Annotated in this window: 15 protein-coding genes; 8 read left to right on the top strand and 7 right to left on the bottom strand. The window is 50.9% G+C overall.

The window, feature by feature from the left end; all coding sequences use genetic code 11:
* The first annotated feature begins 4 nt into the window (after window positions 1–4).
* Window positions 5–649, top strand: a complete 645-nt coding sequence (locus L6R44_RS19905; RefSeq protein ID WP_047355788.1) for a hypothetical protein — start codon at window positions 5–7, stop codon at window positions 647–649.
* Window positions 650–986: 337 nt separating this feature from the next.
* On the opposite strand, the gene L6R44_RS19900 is transcribed toward L6R44_RS19905, so the two are convergent.
* The 3 genes from L6R44_RS19900 to L6R44_RS19890 are packed head-to-tail and all read right to left on the bottom strand — an operon-like array spanning window position 987 to window position 2677.
* On the bottom strand, window positions 987–1571 hold the full coding sequence (locus tag L6R44_RS19900; RefSeq protein ID WP_047355787.1) for a hypothetical protein: 585 nt from the start codon (window positions 1569–1571) through the stop codon (window positions 987–989).
* Between the two features lies 1 nt (window position 1572).
* Window positions 1573–1923 (bottom strand): hypothetical protein, encoded by a 351-nt coding sequence (locus L6R44_RS19895; protein WP_047355786.1) that lies wholly within the window; start codon window positions 1921–1923, stop codon window positions 1573–1575.
* Entirely contained in the window at window positions 1913–2677 is a 765-nt protein-coding gene (locus L6R44_RS19890; RefSeq protein WP_196298442.1) for a lysozyme inhibitor LprI family protein, read from the bottom strand. Before L6R44_RS19890 ends, L6R44_RS19895 begins: the two co-directional genes overlap by 11 nt.
* 1498 nt (window positions 2678–4175) lie before the next feature.
* Here L6R44_RS19890 and L6R44_RS19885 point away from each other — a divergent pair.
* Window positions 4176–4928 carry a hypothetical protein gene (locus tag L6R44_RS19885; protein ID WP_237425200.1) on the top strand — a complete coding sequence of 251 codons (753 nt, stop codon included), beginning with the start codon at window positions 4176–4178 and terminating at the stop codon, window positions 4926–4928.
* A 200-nt stretch (window positions 4929–5128) separates the two neighbouring features.
* Here the strand turns inward: L6R44_RS19885 and L6R44_RS19880 are convergent, their stop codons facing one another.
* A complete protein-coding gene (locus L6R44_RS19880) occupies window positions 5129–7045 on the bottom strand; it encodes a recombinase family protein (protein ID WP_237425199.1) in 1917 nt (638 codons plus the stop codon).
* Window positions 7046–7134: 89 nt separating this feature from the next.
* On the opposite strand from L6R44_RS19880, the gene L6R44_RS19875 reads away from it, so the two are divergent.
* A complete protein-coding gene (locus L6R44_RS19875) occupies window positions 7135–7320 on the top strand; it encodes a Fe-S-cluster oxidoreductase (RefSeq protein ID WP_237425198.1) in 186 nt (61 codons plus the stop codon).
* Here the strand turns inward: L6R44_RS19875 and setB are convergent.
* On the bottom strand, window positions 7317–8498 hold the full coding sequence (gene setB, locus L6R44_RS19870; RefSeq protein WP_237425197.1) for a sugar efflux transporter SetB: 1182 nt from the start codon (window positions 8496–8498) through the stop codon (window positions 7317–7319). The genes L6R44_RS19875 and setB overlap by 4 nt on opposite strands.
* Before the next feature lie 361 nt (window positions 8499–8859).
* Between setB and fruB the strand changes: the two genes are divergently transcribed.
* The 3 genes from fruB to fruA are packed head-to-tail and all read left to right on the top strand — an operon-like array spanning window position 8860 to window position 12624.
* Window positions 8860–9990 carry a fused PTS fructose transporter subunit IIA/HPr protein gene (gene fruB / locus L6R44_RS19865; protein ID WP_237425196.1) on the top strand — a complete coding sequence of 377 codons (1131 nt, stop codon included), beginning with the start codon at window positions 8860–8862 and terminating at the stop codon, window positions 9988–9990.
* Window positions 9990–10928: a 1-phosphofructokinase gene (fruK, locus tag L6R44_RS19860; RefSeq protein ID WP_008500936.1), complete on the top strand. Its 939-nt coding sequence runs from the start codon at window positions 9990–9992 to the stop codon at window positions 10926–10928. The genes fruB and fruK overlap by 1 nt, the downstream gene beginning before the upstream one ends.
* Window positions 10929–10944: 16 nt before the next feature.
* Window positions 10945–12624 carry a PTS fructose transporter subunit IIBC gene (fruA, locus tag L6R44_RS19855; protein ID WP_237425195.1) on the top strand — a complete coding sequence of 560 codons (1680 nt, stop codon included), beginning with the start codon at window positions 10945–10947 and terminating at the stop codon, window positions 12622–12624.
* Window positions 12625–12670: 46 nt separating this feature from the next.
* Here fruA and nfo read toward each other — a convergent pair whose 3' ends face one another.
* Both nfo and L6R44_RS19845 read right to left on the bottom strand, forming a co-directional pair.
* Entirely contained in the window at window positions 12671–13528 is an 858-nt protein-coding gene (nfo, locus tag L6R44_RS19850; protein WP_032641793.1) for a deoxyribonuclease IV, read from the bottom strand.
* A gap of 64 nt (window positions 13529–13592) precedes the next feature.
* Window positions 13593–14639 (bottom strand): YeiH family protein, encoded by a 1047-nt coding sequence (locus tag L6R44_RS19845; protein WP_237425194.1) that lies wholly within the window; start codon window positions 14637–14639, stop codon window positions 13593–13595.
* A gap of 97 nt (window positions 14640–14736) precedes the next feature.
* On the opposite strand from L6R44_RS19845, the gene yieE reads away from it, so the two are divergent.
* Together yieE and L6R44_RS19835 are read left to right on the top strand one after the other, a co-directional pair.
* Entirely contained in the window at window positions 14737–15603 is an 867-nt protein-coding gene (gene yieE, locus L6R44_RS19840; RefSeq protein WP_023312476.1) for a DNA-binding transcriptional regulator YeiE, read from the top strand.
* Between the two features lie 161 nt (window positions 15604–15764).
* The gene (locus tag L6R44_RS19835) at window positions 15765–17234 is read left to right on the top strand and encodes an amino acid permease (protein ID WP_237425193.1); all 1470 of its coding nucleotides are present in this window, start codon (window positions 15765–15767) and stop codon (window positions 17232–17234) included.
* The last annotated feature ends 55 nt before the right edge of the window (window positions 17235–17289 follow it).

The following is a 17289-nucleotide window of genomic DNA, read 5'->3' as shown; positions in this document are numbered from 1 at the left end:
ATTAATGAGCTATCCCCACCGCTTTATGAATGGCGAAGAAGACAAAACGGAAGAAATAATAAACACTATCCTTCGCTTCGGAATAAAAGAGGAAATGCTTACCAGAATTAGCGCGCTGCTGATTTTGCAACTTTACGGTTCTTTCATGTCCAGAAGTGAAAACCCTTTCATCATCGTTGATGAAATTTCTTGCCTGGAAGGCAATCCTTTACGGGGCGAAAGCAGAACTAAACCACCGACAATGTTTAACCGGAAGCCTTATCTTAGGGGACTATGGCACAAGCACTATCACGGTGCTGGTATAGATGTTATGGCTAGGAATATACAAATCGCTCTGAAAAATTACGGTTTACCTCGATTAGAAGCAGAAGTTGAAAAAGTCATGAAATCAGGTGAAGAACGATACTTTACAGCTGAAGATGCGGCCCTGATCGCTCATGAGGCTGTAACGGAGAATTGGTTGCGACGTTCGAACGAACAAAAAATAACCGGAGACTGGATTATTTATGCCATCCATGAAGGTAAAAATTACTATTTGAGCCTCGGTCGACATACCGATGATGAAGCAGAGCTTAGGCGACAAATCGAAACCGCATGTATGTATCAATTCCCTTTTTTGTCAGAAATACTTTGCCCCCTCACGGATTGAGTTTGTAGATTGTTCACTAGCCCCATCAGCCCTACCTTACAGATATTTGCTAAAGATCCGTTGGTTAGTATGCAAGCGATGTAAGCAAGCTAGGTCGTGCTGAGAATACGACTGAGAAATTTGCACTACTAGCTGTGTACAAGGTGAGGGGATTTCTGAAATTTCCGCGGCGGGGAGTTGGGTAAGTCGCCGGGAATTTTACCCGGCAGACCGTATGACAGATTACACCTTATTTTTGATAATGATCATTTTATTCTTTGCAACTATCGTAACGTCTTACTTCTTTTGATTCGTATATAGGGGCATATGCCCCTGTATTTGATGAAAATGAATGATACTACTTATGACAAATCTCCCGATCATAAATTCCACCGTTTAAAGCCAACATTTGCCTCTTCTTCTTTGAAACCATTTTTGTCATGATGTGCGAATCATCTAAGAAAATGCCTCCAAATGTTCCTGGTCGTGCATTCCATCCAGCAATAATCACTGTATCGCCCACGTTTAATGCTGCTACAGTATTGTTATCATAATCCGTATTTTCGAAAAAGAACTTCAGGCCTTCACTTGAATCAGGGATATGTAATGTTACTACCGGATTTTTACTGAAAGTGGCTGTGCTAATTCTTTTTATTTTTCCTGTAACCATCAATCGGCACTTTTTGAAGTCGTTTGTTGCTCTGAACTCATGTTCCTGAAATCGAGCATAAACTTCTTCGGTTGTATACATCCTTGGAAGTATATCGATTATCGATGGCTTTGTTGATTGTTCCGGTTGTTGTAAAGATGATGAACCCGCATCTGATACTTGTATTGATTCGGATTCTCTGGCCTGGCATGGGATTATTGCTAATCCATTCGATATATAAAGCCCGAATAACATGACAACAGTTGCAGTTGACTTTTTAAATTTTGAGGCCATTTTATTTCTCCATAACTTCTATTTTAACAATACGCTCTCCATTGCGGTATATTTTTACGTCGTCAGACGGATGTTTCACTGCATTACGGATCTCATCCATTGTGTCTTTAGATAGCATATCGCAACCTTCCATATACATAATCTTGCGGGTATCGGTATCTGATATGTTCGTGAAGCTACTACTGACCCATGAATCAGGTATTTCGATTCCATGTATCAGCTTCATATACTCAACGATAAACGCATCTGTCAGGTGAAATCGTCCGATCGTGTATTGCCCGGCATAGGCATTACCAGAAGACGAAGTTACCCAATCGTTTTTTAAAACCAAAGTCAGCATATTATTTTCCACGTTGAGACTCCAGTTCAGTAATACGCTTATTGGTCATGTCGATAAGACATTTCTGTTCATTATTGCAGTCAGACTTTTTCTTTATCCATTCTCTTTGAGAAGGGAGTAATCGTTTTCGGGTTTCAGGGCTAAGGCTTCTCCAGAGTGAATTAAGTTTCTCATCGCTTGCTTCATAATTGCGTGAATCGACATCTGAGATAGCTACATTATTTTTGGTGGCTTCACGGTTGTTATTATAGAAAATGGGTGCGCGAACTCCCTGAGCGTAGTCTTTAGCTGCTTTGTCCCACACTCCTTGACCATTGGCAGACAGTATTTTCCTGAACTCTGTAGTGTTGAAACTGTAATTGCGGATCTCGCCATTAAAATCCATCTTCACGTTGACAGTGGCTGACTTCGCAATGCCAGTCAAGAAATCCCCAGCTTCTGAACCAAGTGAACAGACTAATTCCTTCGTATCGTCGTTATTCTTTGGGCGCAGTCCGTGCAATGTGAATCTGCCGTTATCAGTTGTCGCAGTGATATCCACCAGCGGAACGATCGATGATGATTGATTTGCCATCGCGAAGCATATTCCCTTCAGATTTACATCCCTGTCCATCCCGAGAAACATCAGGGCTTTTTGGTCGCTGCTGGCGACACCTGCTGATTTTGCCTCTCGCAAGAAATAGACGGTATTAGATGCGGCAGCCATACATGCAATGAGAACAACGCCTGATGCCATGATTTTTAAAGTTTTTATAAGGATAGTCATTCTGGATACCTTCTTTCTTTCGCACTTGATCGGGGGGCAGAGCACTCGTTCCGTGAGTCTTGCTTGCGAGAAACACCAAGCGAAGAATCATGATCTTACATTGATCTGTTAAATCTATCAATATCGTAAAATTGATCTATAAAAACGATCGATTAATGCGAGAAAATATACCGAAAGTTACGGTGGTGAAAGTTAACTCTTTGTTATTTAAGCGTTTTAAGTTTTTTTTGGGATTGCGTGCGTGGGATGGAAAACTCCCCTTTGCTGGTTGTGTTGAGAAAGATTTCAGGCTCAAGTAGGCAAATCCACAATCCCCTTTGCATAAAGGTATATCTACCCGATAATCCAGCCCCCAGGTCTCGTGCATAGCGAAAACAGAAGTGTTCTATGCGATTGAGGAGGTAACTGCTTGGGTCACAATGTCTTTCCACCAATAGCGCTGGCTTTTAGTGTGTTTTGTCTTTTGAAGGCGTTGGTGAAAAGGGGGTGAGGTTGTCGATCTAGGGGGGCTGAAAACCGCATTCTATGACTGAGTTTTGTCGATCTAGGCGGCTGTAAACCCTTGCTGTAATAGGCTTTTAGTTCCCTTCTATATAGTAAAAATAACAATGATAACCATGTTACAAGGATAAAGGTCACTTCAAAAATCTACGAGCGAAGCGAGTGCGCGAAGCGCTATTGACCGTTATTAGATTTTGAACGATTGGATTCATTCACTAGATTTCTTCGCTACGCTCGAAATCCCTTCGGGCTTCGCCCTCCGGTCCTTACGTCCTTGAAGTTGTTGTAACGACTTCTGTAAGGTGTTTAACTCATTAATTTCGGAGGTTTATTTGGGTGAGAAACCCTGTCCAGGGAATCCCTTCTCTAACTAAAATAGAGATACCAGCAAAGCGAGATAACCAACTTCCCCGATCTATTTGCTGAACGCTCAGTTGATTAGAGCGTTACCAAAAGAGCTGTTGAGAGTTCATTGATTAGCTTTGGAGCAGTGATTGTTTGTGAGTATTCCAAGTCAACACTAAACTATCTAGTGAAAAACACCTTTTATTGACTAAGTAAAAGGTGTAAATGTCGTTTTTTATATAATTAAGAGGTTTTGTACCAAATTGAATGATACTTGTACAATTTCTTGGAGCGCGTGAAAAATGACGCTCTAAATAGAAATGTGATAACAAAAAACTTGTTAGCATTGACAACTTATAGGAAGCTAATAATAAATGTTTGCAACCAGGGAGTATTATATGAGACCAAGAAAACTATCAGGAGATGATCTTGTCATATTGGCTTCCAAATGGCTTACCGTTGATACTGAAGGTAAAAAAAACATTACCGAAAGAATCATGCATTTCAAAAGAAACTTTGTATCGTTCGATGGATATATTCGGATTAGCGTTCGTTAAATCGTTGAACTTAACCCAGACAAAAAGCCCCCTTCAACTAACAGAATACAATCAGAAGAATCGAATTCAACTCTAGAAAAAAAACAGGTAGTTATATGAACTTTATTCAGTACTTTTTTTATGATGGACGCATGAATCGCACTAACACAAAATATTCAAAGCATGACCAAAATGCCCCACTTTCTCCTATTGCGTATGTTGCGGAGTCCATAGAGGATTTAAAAAGAGCACTTCGTATTAGCGGTCTTTACGATAAAGCGATCCGGCAGGCTTTCCCGAAATTCATCAAGCAAGTTAATTCAATGGCGCTGGGTGATACTTACCGTTGCTTCTACACACAGAATAGCAAGATGAATAAACCTGCTCTGGGTGTTTGCTTCCGTCGCCGTGGGAACAATTGCGGCTCGGTCCTGATGCTTTCCGCAGACATTATCGTTGAGAAAAAGCATTCATGCGTGAACGCTCGACAAGATTACTTCCTTGGTATGTGGAAAAAGATTTCGGGAGATACCGCAAATGAATTCCTAATCGCATTCGAAGATACGAAGCCAATGAAAGCCCGTGGGGACGCTATGAAAGGCCAGTTAGTTAAAACCGATTCAGCGGCCCCAGAAGAAGCGATTATTGATGAACCGTACCAATACGCACCAGAGGACATTTTGGACGCAACAGAAACCGTACAGTTAGTGGAGCAAGCACCGGAAGATTTAGACGTAACAGAGCCTGTTTACGTTGCTGATTTAATCGAGACCGAAATTGATCCTGAAAGTGAACGTTTAGACCTGCTCAAGATTGAAGAAATAATTTACCATATTGAAAGCATGGAATACAGCAGCAACACGAAATAAATAGGCTGAGTATCGGCCTGCCCGCCATGGATTAAAATATAGTTAATTATTTATGCCTTCATCAATTATATGATTGAATCCCCATGAAGAACCAATTTTTGCTGAGAAGTAGAACGTCAGTATTATCCGGGAGATGAATCCAGTATAGGTTTATTGGGGAAGTTGGTTGGCTTCCCCTTGTCTAATAGGTAAGAGTGATTTTAGTTTGAAATTTTATTTAAGTCTTCTAGCGAGTTAATCACATGCTTAATGCCGTTGATCGTTGCATATGATTTGCTTGTAGTGCCATCCACCCTGATAGCTATTCCATTGACTTCATCGTGTCTAATACCATCTTCTAGCTCAGTGATATACGTCGGGTTAAGAAGGCTGACTTCGTGTTTTTCCTGAATATGCTGCGCAAATTTGTCAGGAGAAATAAGTACATCAATGAAGGAGTGCAGCACAAGTCCTTGCATTTTTAGTAAGTCATGATCATTGACTGTTTGCGCTTCTACATACGAAACTCCAGGTGATCGGTTGCGATTGAACTTAATCACGATTCTTTGCTTTGTCTCGTCCGCGAAGGTTACTTCGAAATGACCATGTCGCCCATCAATATCGTAACAATCAATGCGTCTGATAGCTTGCTTTACCTTTAATCTGATCTGCTTACGGTTAGGGTTCTTTGTATCATGCACATCAAATTGTCGGAATTGTTGCCAGCCCGTAGTTTGAATTTCTGAACGGTTGATTTTGTACTGATGAAATTCTCTCTCAAGCGTCGCTTTATTATGTTTATTCAGCTTAATCTGTTCTGCAAGCTCTTCAAGGCTATCCGTTAAAGTTGCCAGTTTCAGAAGCTTATCAATAGATTCTGAGGTCTTTTCAATCTCAGATTCATACCATGCCGTTTTATCTTCTTGGTGGTTGTTCCAGACGTGATCAGCGATTAGTTGCAAAACAGTGTGCTCAAGCTGGTATGCCGTAAACCCTTTTTTACCGCAAGGTTTACCCTGAACAATCTTTGAGCCACAGATATAACGGTATTTATTTTCGTTTGAACCTGATTTGAACATAAAAGAACCACACTTCCCACAGAAAAGAATTCCAATTCCTGATAGTAACGGGATTTCGGGTTCAGGGTTGCCCTCTGGGTATTTTGAGGAGCTTCTAGTTACCGCTCGGTGTCGGTCCAGTTTTGATAGAGTCAGATAGTCTATTTCTGAAATCAGTGCCGGGTAGTAATCAGGAATAACGAATATTTCTTTCAATGGTTCTTCTGAATCCGGATCGTATATCACGACACCTGATTCATCGCGCTTATCCAGCGTAAAGACCTTTTGTCCATAAACAGTAGGGTTCAAGAAGGTTCGAATTAAATGCTTGCCCCATTGTTCCGTTTTGGGCGTCAGTGCTTTACCTGTCTGGTCTTTATAAATCCTCTTTTTAGGGGCTGGGTAGTGTTCGTTAAGATATCGCTGGATTCCAAGAAGAGTTTCACCGTTTTGTTTCAGTTCTATAATCTTCTGCGCTGCTGAAAAATACATTGGGTGTGGGGTAACGTATCCTGATTTTGTATCTACCCACCAGACATTCTGACCCACTGATTCTATTGCTTTTGCTGGCGTTCCCGCTTTTCTTGTCAGGTTGTACCGTATCAGCGAACGGGCTTGGGCTTCAACCCGATTCTTTTTTGTCAACGATTCGTCGTGGGCGCGTGTGAACATCAACAATGAAATGATTAAATCGGTTGGATTATTCTTTACGTCCGCGTACTTATAGACCTTTTCATCCATGCCAGTAACAACAACTATCCCCTTGCTAAGTATGCTCTTGAATATATCCAAAGCGGTCCAGGCATCATCACGGCTAATGCGGTCAAGGTTTTCGACTACTAGCCACGAACCAACAGGAACTTTAACCCCAATCTGCTTGATGAACTCCGAAAGCTTCCCTTCATGAGCATTTCTTCCTTTGAACGCGGACATGCCGAGATCATGGAAAGCCGTTGTATCAAGTTCGAGATTATAACGGGCCGCGATTTTTAGAGCGGTATCTTGCTGACGCTCCAAGGAGTTACCTTCCCGTTGTTTCACAGATGAAAAACGCACGTACGAATACAGCTTAGGTTTCATTAAGTGTGATTCCCTTCGGATGGTATTGATTGATCAGATGGACCTGATGCTAACAGCAGGAATGTGAATTTTAAACACTGAATAATTATATGTTAGGCAAGCCTGCCAATACCCGCTGCGTTCAGCTCTCTGAAGCCAACCTGTGTATGATCTTTGGTTCGCCGCTGCGCCCGGAAGTCTGCTCCGGGCTTCAGCCCACGGCCGAAATGTGTGGCAGCACGCGCGAGCAGGCGATGACGTACCTTCTTGAGCTGGAAGCGCTCACCGCGCCTTAAACGTCTTTAATCTTCGCCAGACAGCCGAGCGTCAGCGTACACATCACCAGCGCAATCCAGAATACCGTGTGATAGTTCCAGATTTCAGCCACCACGCCGGCCAGGGAGCCAGCGATAATCCAGCCCACGCGGGTGGTATTAGTATACAGGGTAGTGGCAGAGCCTGCCTGGCCCGGCATCAGATCCTGGAAATAGAGCATGCCTATCCCGGCGAGAATGCCAATATAGATGGCGTTCAGCAGCTGTAAAGCCAGCAGCAGACCCGGCGTATGTACCGTCAGCATACCGATATAGAACAGCAGACCGGCGGAAGCGGCGATGCGCATTAAAAAACGCTTGCCGAAGCGCTTTGCGTAATACCCCGCTATCAGCATGGTCGGGATCTCCAGACCTGCGGCGGTGCCCATCATAATGCCGGCCAGCTTCTCCGGCAGGTGCAGTTCGTTAATAATAAACAGCGGCATATTGATGATATACAGGCTGTTAGTGCCCCACATCAGCGTGCAGATAACAAACAGGAGCAGGGCGTCGCGGCGGTTACGGCGCGGCGCTTCCAGTACGCCCGTTGCCACTTTGGGCTCTTTGCGCATGGACGGCAGGAAAAACCACACCAGCGCGCCGCACGCCACAAACGCGACGGCCGCACTCAGGTACATCACCGTAAAGCCAAAACCCATTGCCAGCGCGTAGGCCAGCGGCGGGCCAATCACCCATGCCAGCGACACCTGAGCGCGCAGGACAGAGCTGAACATCACCGCTTCACGTCCGGTGTGGTCGGCGTGTTCTCGGGCCAGCGCGAACAGCTGTGGGTTAGCCGTTGAGCCAAAGCTGCTCAGAAATACCCCGATGAAAAGCAGAATGAAGTAGTTGCGGTTCCAGGCAAACAGAATGCAGGCCATGACCCCCAGCAGACAGCAGAAAACGATCAGGCTTTTGCGATCGCCTTTTCTGTCGGATCGTCCCGCCAGAAACTGGCTTACCAGGATACCGATGATGGCGCTTCCTGTAAAAAAGAAGCCGACCATCGCCGGACGGACGTGAACCTCGTTGGTCAGAAACAGGCTCAATGTCGGCGTCTGTAACGCACCGGCAATGCCCGTGAAGAAGGCAACAATCAGAAACGCCGCTGAGGTTAAATCAAAGGGCTTCGGCGAGATGGCCGCAGGGGTGTTATGCATGTTTTATAATTAGCGAGTAGCAGAGAGGGGCGGAGTTTACGCCGTTAGCTAAAAAATAAACAGTGGGTGAAGTCAATGATGCCACGAAAAATCAAAATGGCATTTCAACTTACCTCTCATCCTGCTGACCTTAGCTGAAACTGGCTAGCTGAACTTCAGCAACATTCAGCTGAACGAAGAAGAAATGTGCTGTATCTCTAAATTCTGACATCAGAAATACGAGTTTACTTGCAAGGTATAGCAGAAAGCGCAAGACTTTTTGAAACGTTTCAGCGCTATCTTGTTTAAACAAACGGAGCAGGCTAGCGCATTTTTTCTCATTAAAGCTGAAACGATTCAAGTTCAGCAGGAGTGGAGAACCATGTTCCAGTTATCTGTTCAGGATATCCACCCGGGCGCTCAGGCCGGGGATAAAGAAGAGGCTATTCGCCAGGTTGCCGCTGCGCTTGTGCAGGCGGGTAACGTCGCGGACGGCTATGTCAACGGCATGCTGGCCCGCGAGCAGCAAACCTCCACCTTCCTCGGTAATGGGATTGCCATTCCGCACGGCACTACCGACACCCGTGACCAGGTGCTGAAAACCGGCGTGAAGGTTTATCAGTTCCCGCAGGGCGTGCTCTGGGGCGACGGTCAGGTGGCGTATGTGGCAATCGGGATCGCGGCCAGCAGCGATGAACACTTAGGCCTGCTGCGTCAGCTGACGCATGTCCTGAGCGATGACGCGGTGGCGGAACAGCTGAAGTCAGCAACGACAGCTGAAGAGCTGCGCGCCTTGCTGATGGGCGAAAAACAGAGCGAAGCGCTGAAGCTGGATAATGAAACGCTGACGCTGGATGTGGTTGCCTCCGATCTGGTGACGCTGCAGGCGCTGAACGCGGGTCGTCTGAAAGAGGCCGGCGCGGCGGATGCCACGTTTGTGACGCGCGTGATTAACGATAAGCCGCTGAATCTCGGTCAGGGTATCTGGCTGAACGACAGTGCTGAAGGCAACCTGCGCAGCGCTATCGCCGTGAGCCGTGCGGCCACTGCGTTTGACGTAGAAGGCGAGCGCGCGGCCATGCTGGTGACCGTAGCGATGAACGATGCACAGCCGGTTTCCGTGCTGAAGCGTCTGGGCGATCTGCTGCTGAACAACCAGGCTGAAAAGCTGCTGAACGCCGATGCCTCCACCGTGCTGGCACTGCTGACCAGCGATGATGCGCTGCAGGAAGACGTGCAGACCGCGGAGTTCGTGGTCCGTAACGAACACGGCCTGCATGCCCGTCCGGGCACCATGCTGGTGAATACCATTAAACAGTTCGAGAGTGAGATTACCGTGGCGAATCTTGACGGCACGGGCAAACCGGCCAACGGCCGTAGCCTGATGAAAGTGGTCGCGCTGGGCGTGAAGAAAGGTCACCGTCTGCGCTTCACCGCGCAGGGTGCCGATGCTGAACAGGCGCTGAAAGCGATTGGCGACGCCATCGCGGCGGGTCTGGGGGAGGGCGCATAATGAGCAGACGTGTTGCGACTATTACGCTGAACCCGGCTTATGACCTGGTGGGATTTTGCCCGGAGATTGAGCGCGGCGAAGTCAACCTCGTGCGTACCACCGGCCTGCATGCTGCGGGCAAAGGGATCAACGTCGCGAAAGTGCTCAAGGATCTCGGTATCGACGTCACCGTGGGTGGATTCCTCGGTAAAGATAACCAGGATGGTTTCCAGCAGCTGTTCAGCGAGCTGGGGATTGCTAACCGTTTTCAGGTTGTTCAGGGCCGTACCCGCATCAACGTTAAGCTGACGGAGAAAGACGGTGAAGTGACCGACCTGAATTTCTCTGGCTTCGAAGTCACCCCGTCGGACTGGGAGCGTTTTGTGAACGACTCTCTGACCTGGCTGGGCCAGTTTGACATGGTCTGCGTCAGCGGGAGCCTGCCGTCCGGCGTGAGCCCGGAAGCCTTTACCGACTGGATGACGCGCCTGCGCAGCCAGTGCCCGTGCATCATTTTTGACAGCAGCCGCGACGCGCTGGTTGCGGGCCTGAAAGCCTCTCCGTGGCTGGTGAAGCCGAATCGCCGCGAGCTGGAAATCTGGGCGGGCCGTAAGCTGCCAGAATTAAAAGATGTGATTGACGCTGCCCATGCGCTGCGCGAGCAGGGGATCGCTCACGTGGTTATCTCTCTTGGTGCAGAAGGCGCGCTGTGGGTTAACGCGTCTGGCGAATGGATCGCCAAACCGCCGTCAATGGAGGTTGTGAGTACCGTTGGCGCAGGGGATTCCATGGTTGGCGGCCTGATCTACGGCCTGCTGATGCGTGAATCCAGTGAACATACGTTACGTCTTGCCACCGCCGTTGCTGCCCTGGCCGTGAGCCAGAGCAATGTCGGTATTACCGATCGTACCCAGTTAGCCGCGATGATGGCGCGCGTTGACTTAAAACCTTTTAACTAACAGCAGGAGAGGAATAATGAAAACGCTGCTGATCGTTGACTCCGGTCTCGGACAGGCCCGCGCCTATATGGCGAAGACCTTGCTGGGCGCGGCGGCACAAAAAGCGCATCTGGAGATTATCGATAATCCAGTCGATGCAGAACTGGCCATTGTCCTGGGCGACAAAATCCCGGCTGACAGTGCGCTGAACGGCAAAAAAGTGTGGCTCGGCGATATTAATCGCGCGGTGGCCCATCCGGAACTGTTCCTGAGCGAAGCGAAAGGCCACGCGTCTGTCTACAGCGCGCCGGTCGCGACGGCTCCGGCCGCGGGTCCGAAACGCATTGTTGCGGTGACGGCCTGCCCGACGGGCGTGGCTCATACCTTTATGGCGGCTGAAGCCATTGAAACCGAAGCGAAAAAACGCGGCTGGTGGGTAAAAGTTGAAACCCGTGGCTCCGTGGGTGCCGGCAACGCTATCACCCCGGAAGAAGTGGCGGAAGCCGATCTGGTGATTGTGGCGGCGGATATCGAAGTGGATCTGGCGAAGTTTGCCGGTAAACCGATGTACCGCACCTCGACCGGCCTGGCGCTGAAAAAGACTGCTCAGGAGTTTGATAAAGCGCTGGCGGAAGCCAAACCTTACCAGGCTACCGGTGCGGCTAAAACCGCGACGGAAGGTAAGAAAGAGTCCGCAGGCGCCTATCGTCACCTGCTGACCGGCGTCTCTTACATGCTGCCGATGGTGGTGGCGGGTGGTCTGTGTATCGCGCTGTCGTTCGCGTTTGGTATTACCGCATTTAAAGAAGAAGGTACCCTTGCGGCTGCGCTGATGCAGATCGGCGGTGGTTCAGCCTTCGCGCTGATGGTGCCGGTTCTGGCAGGCTTTATTGCCTTCTCCATCGCTGACCGTCCTGGCCTGACGCCGGGTCTTATCGGCGGTATGCTGGCCGTAAGCACCGGTTCTGGCTTTATCGGCGGCATCATCGCCGGTTTCCTGGCCGGTTACGTCGCGAAGCTGATCAGCTCGAAGCTCAAGCTGCCGCAGAGTATGGAGGCGCTGAAGCCAATCCTGATCATCCCGCTGATTTCCAGCCTGGTGGTCGGCCTGGCGATGATCTACCTGATTGGTAAGCCGGTTGCGGGCATCCTGGCGGGCCTGACCCACTGGCTGCAAACCATGGGTACCGCGAACGCGGTTCTGCTGGGCGCAATCCTCGGCGGCATGATGTGTACCGACATGGGCGGTCCGGTGAACAAAGCGGCATACGCGTTTGGCGTTGGCCTGCTGAGTACCCAGACCTACGCGCCGATGGCGGCCATCATGGCGGCCGGTATGGTGCCACCTCTGGCGCTCGGCCTGGCGACCATTATCGCCCGTCGTAAGTTCGACAAAGCGCAGCAGGAAGGCGGTAAAGCGGCGCTGGTGCTGGGTCTGTGCTTCATCACCGAAGGGGCGATTCCGTTTGCGGCGCGCGATCCGATGCGCGTGCTGCCCTGCTGTATCGTTGGCGGTGCGGTAACGGGAGCCATCTCCATGGCGATTGGCGCGAAGCTGATGGCACCGCACGGCGGTCTGTTCGTCCTGCTGATCCCTGGCGCCATCACCCCGGTACTGGGTTACCTGCTGGCAATCATTGCCGGTACGCTGGTGGCGGGTCTCTCTTACGCGGTGCTGAAACGTCCGGAAGCGGAAGTGGTCGCAAAAGCGGCGTAAGCGATACGCAATAAAAAAGCCGGGTTGCATAGCACCCGGCTTTTTTTTATGCCGCCTGTTCGGCGGTTTGCTGTGCCTTCAGCCAGGCGATCTCTTCTGCCCAGATGTCCGGATTAATGGTCTCCAGCACCATCGGGATGCCGTCGAAGCGAGCATCCTGCATGATGAAGCGAAACGCATCGTGGCCAATATTGCCTTCGCCCAGGCTGTGGTGGCGGTCAACGCGGCTGCCAAAGGCGCTTTTCGCATCGTTTAAGTGCATGCCGCGCAGGTACTGAAAGCCCACAATGCGCTCGAACTCATCAAACGTGTTTTTCGTCGCCTCGGTTGTGCGCAGGTCATAGCCGGCCGCAAACGCGTGGCAGGTATCAATACACACGCCGACGCGGGATTTATCCTCCACGCCGTCAATGATTGCCGCCAGATGTTCGAACTTAAAGCCGAGGTTGCTGCCCTGACCGGCGGTATTTTCAATCACCGCCGTGACGCCTTTGGTCTTGTCCAGGGTGATGTTGATGGACTCGGCAATGCGCGCCAGGCAGGCGTCTTCATCGATCTGCATCAGATGGCTACCCGGGTGGAAGTTCAGCAGCGTCAGCCCCAGCTGTTCGCAGCGCTGCACTTCATCAAGAAACGCCTCGCGGGATTTTTCCAGCGCCTCTTCAACCGGGTGACCGAGGTTGATCAGGTAGCTGTCGTGGGGAAGGATCTGGCCGGGCCCGTAGCGGTATTTCTCACAGGCGGCTTTGAAATCATCAATCACCTCAGCGGTGAGCGGTGCGGCGCGCCACTGGCGCTGGTTTTTGGTGAACAGGGCGAAAGCGGTCGCCTCAATTTCGGCGGCGCGAATGGCGGCATTCGCGAGGCCACCGGCAGCGCTGACGTGCGCTCCAACATATTTCATAAAAAAACTCCTGCTAACCCGAAACGCCTATGATAGCGGGTTAGCAGGAGAAGGACGAGATGGTTTATGCCATCAGGCTATGGACCGCGAGGTTAATCGCGCCGCCCCCGACAATCAGCCAGATGAAAAGCACCAGCGCCATCAGCAGCGGTTTCGCCCCGGCTTTTTTCAGCGCGCTGACGTGCGTGGTCACCCCCAGCGCCGCCATGGCCATCGCCAGCAGCACGGTATCCAGCGTCACCAGCATATCCACGACCGCTTTCGGCAGCAGGTGGAAGGAGTTGAAAATTGCCACCACGATGAACAGGATCGCAAACCACGGAATGGTGATTTTACTCTTCTGATTGCTGTTTGCCGGTGCCAGCTGCTTAACCCGCGCCGCGAGGAAAATCAGGAACGGCGCCAGCATCATTACGCGCAGCATTTTGGCAATCACCGCCGCGTTTTCCGCTTCCGGGTTAATGGCGTGACCTGCCGCCACCACCTGAGCCACTTCGTGCATGGTCGAACCGATATAGATGCCGTAGGTTTCCGGGCTAAACCAGTGGGCCACCAGCGGATACATGGCCGGGTAGAGGAAGATCGCCAGCGTACCGAAGATGACGACCGTCGCCACCGCCACGGTCACCTTGCTGGCTTCGGCCTTAACGACGGGCTCCGTTGCCAGCACCGCCGCCGCGCCGCAGATGCTGCTCCCGGCGCCGATCAGCCAGCTGGTTTGCTTATCCAGTCCAAAGACTTTCTGCCCGATAAAGCAGGCCAGCAAAAAGGTGCTGGTCAGGGTCAGGACGTCAATGGCAATCCCGCTCACGCCCACGTCCGCAATCTGCGAAAAGGTGAGGCGGAAGCCGTAAAGAATGATCCCGAGACGCAGCAGGTGCTGTTTGGCAAAGATCACGCCGCCGTCGCAGGATTTCCAGATGTGCGGATAAACGGTATTTCCCACGACCATGCCGAGCAAAATAGCCAGCGTTAATGCACTAAACCCTGCACCGGCCACTGCCGGTATACTGCCGCCCCATAAGGCCACACCGGTGACGACGGCGCTGAGCGCAAGACCCGGCACGAAGTGCCACACTGTACGATGATGTTGTAAGGTGATTTCTGACATAACCTTCTCCTTTGTCTGGCTAAAGGTTACGGCGCTCTGGCTTAAAAATAAAATTGATTATATACTTATAATCAATCTATATAAGTGGTAAGCAACCATGCACATTACCTTGCGTCAGCTGGAAGTGTTTGCCGAGGTGCTGAAAAGCGGCTCGACGACCCAGGCGTCACAAATGCTGGCGCTCTCACAGTCTGCGGTCAGCGCGGCGTTGACCGATCTTGAAGGACAGCTGGGCGTTCAGCTCTTTGACAGGGTAGGGAAGCGTCTGGTGGTCAACGAGCACGGCCGTCTTCTTTATCCACGCGCGCTGGCGCTGCTGGAGCAGGCTATCGAAATTGAGCAGCTGTTCCGCGAAGACAACGGCGCGATACGCGTTTACGCCAGCAGCACCATCGGAAACTATATCCTGCCGGAGGTGATTGCCCGCTACCGCCGGGATTTCCCGACGCTTCCGCTCGAGATGAGCGTGGGCAATAGCCAGGACGTGATCAACGCGGTGATCGATTTCCGCGTGGATATTGGTCTTATTGAAGGCCCGTGCCACAACGTCGATATTATTGCCGAGCCCTGGCTGGAAGATGAGCTGGTGGTGTTTGCCTCCCCGGCCTCGTCGTTACTGCAGGGCGAGGTGACGCTGGAGCGCCTGGCGCAGGCGCAGTGGATCCTGCGCGAACAGGGCTCCGGCACGCGTGAAATAGTCGATTACCTGCTGCTGTCTCATCTGCCGCATTTCCAGTTGGGGATGGAGCTGGGGAACTCGGAGGCCATCAAGCACGCGGTGCGCCACGGTCTGGGGATCAGCTGTCTTTCCCGGCGGGTGATTGCCGAACAGCTTGAGACCGGATCGCTGGTTGAGATCCCGGTTCCATTGCCGAAGCTGGTGCGCACGCTGTGGTGCATTCACCATCGTCAGAAACACCTTTCCAGCTCGCTGCAGCGTTTTCTGCGCTACTGCGCCATTTAACATTCGCCTCACTCTCCCCAAAGGGGAGAGGGAAAAATGATGCTTTACTTATAATCCTGGCCGCGTCATGAAGCTCTCTTATAACTGGGTATTTCTGCCGGAAGGAATGGCGATCGTCTGCTACAATCGCGCCTCATTTATTGAATGGACAGCATTTTCACATGGTTTCAGAAATTAAAACCACAGAAGCGCCCACGCTACGTCGTGAACTCAAGGCGCGTCACCTGACGATGATCGCCATTGGCGGCTCAATCGGTACAGGTCTTTTCGTTGCCTCTGGCGCAACGATTTCGGCAGCCGGCCCGGGTGGGGCATTATTCTCTTATATTCTGATTGGCCTGATGGTGTACTTCCTGATGACCAGTCTCGGCGAACTGGCCGCGTATATGCCGGTATCCGGTTCGTTCTCGACCTACGGTCAAAAATACGTTGAGGAAGGCTTTGGCTTCGCGCTGGGCTGGAACTACTGGTACAACTGGGCGGTCACTATCGCCGTTGACCTCGTCGCCGCGCAGCTGGTGATGAACTGGTGGTTCCCGGATACGCCGGGCTGGATCTGGAGCGCCCTGTTCCTCGCCGTCATCTTCCTGCTGAACTACATCTCCGTGCGCGGTTTCGGCGAAGCGGAATACTGGTTCTCTTTGATCAAAGTGGCAACCGTCATCATCTTTATCGTCGTCGGTGTGGCGATGATCGTTGGTATTTTCAAAGGCGCAGAACCTGCGGGCTGGAGCAACTGGACAATAGGCGATGCGCCGTTTGCCGGCGGACTGTCGGCCATGATTGGCGTGGCGATGATTGTCGGCTTCTCCTTCCAGGGGACCGAGCTGATTGGTATCGCCGCCGGTGAGTCAGAGAACCCGGAGAAAAACATTCCGCGCGCGGTTCGCCAGGTCTTCTGGCGTATCCTGCTGTTCTATGTGTTCGCGATCCTGATTATCAGCCTGATCATTCCGTATACCGATCCAAGCCTGCTGCGTAATGACGTTAAAGACATTAGCGTCAGCCCGTTCACGCTGGTCTTCCAGCACGCCGGTTTGCTTTCAGCCGCGGCAGTGATGAACGCCGTTATCCTGACCGCCGTCCTGTCAGCCGGTAACTCCGGGATGTACGCCTCTACCCGTATGCTCTACACGCTGGCCTGCGACGGTAAGGCGCCGCGTATTTTCGCGAAGCTGTCCCGCGGCGGCGTACCGCGTAACGCGCTGTACGCTACAACGGTGATTGCCGGTCTGTGCTTCCTGACCTCCATGTTTGGCAACCAGACGGTATACCTGTGGCTGCTGAACACCTCCGGGATGACGGGCTTTATCGCCTGGTTGGGGATTGCCATCAGCCACTACCGTTTCCGCCGTGGCTTCGTCAAGCAGGGTCACGATATTAACTCGCTGCCGTATCGCTCCGGCTTCTTCCCGCTGGGTCCCATTTTCGCCTTCATTCTGTGCCTGATCATTACGCTGGGACAGAACTATGAAGCGTTCCTGGCGGACACCATTGACTGGGGTGCCGTCACGGCGACCTACATTGGTATTCCGCTGTTCCTCGTCATCTGGTTTGGTTACAAGCTGACGAAAGGAACACACTTCGTTCGCTACAGTGAAATGGAATTCCCGGAACGATTTAAACAATAACCGCAATTCCTCTCTTTCAACCCGCTCATTCGAGCGGGTTTTTTTATGCCCGCAC

The sequence above is a fragment of the Enterobacter cloacae complex sp. ECC445 genome, assembly GCF_021892025.1.
Taxonomy (GTDB): Bacteria; Pseudomonadota; Gammaproteobacteria; order Enterobacterales; family Enterobacteriaceae; genus Enterobacter; species Enterobacter chengduensis.
This window is presented reverse-complemented; position numbering and strand designations above follow the sequence as displayed.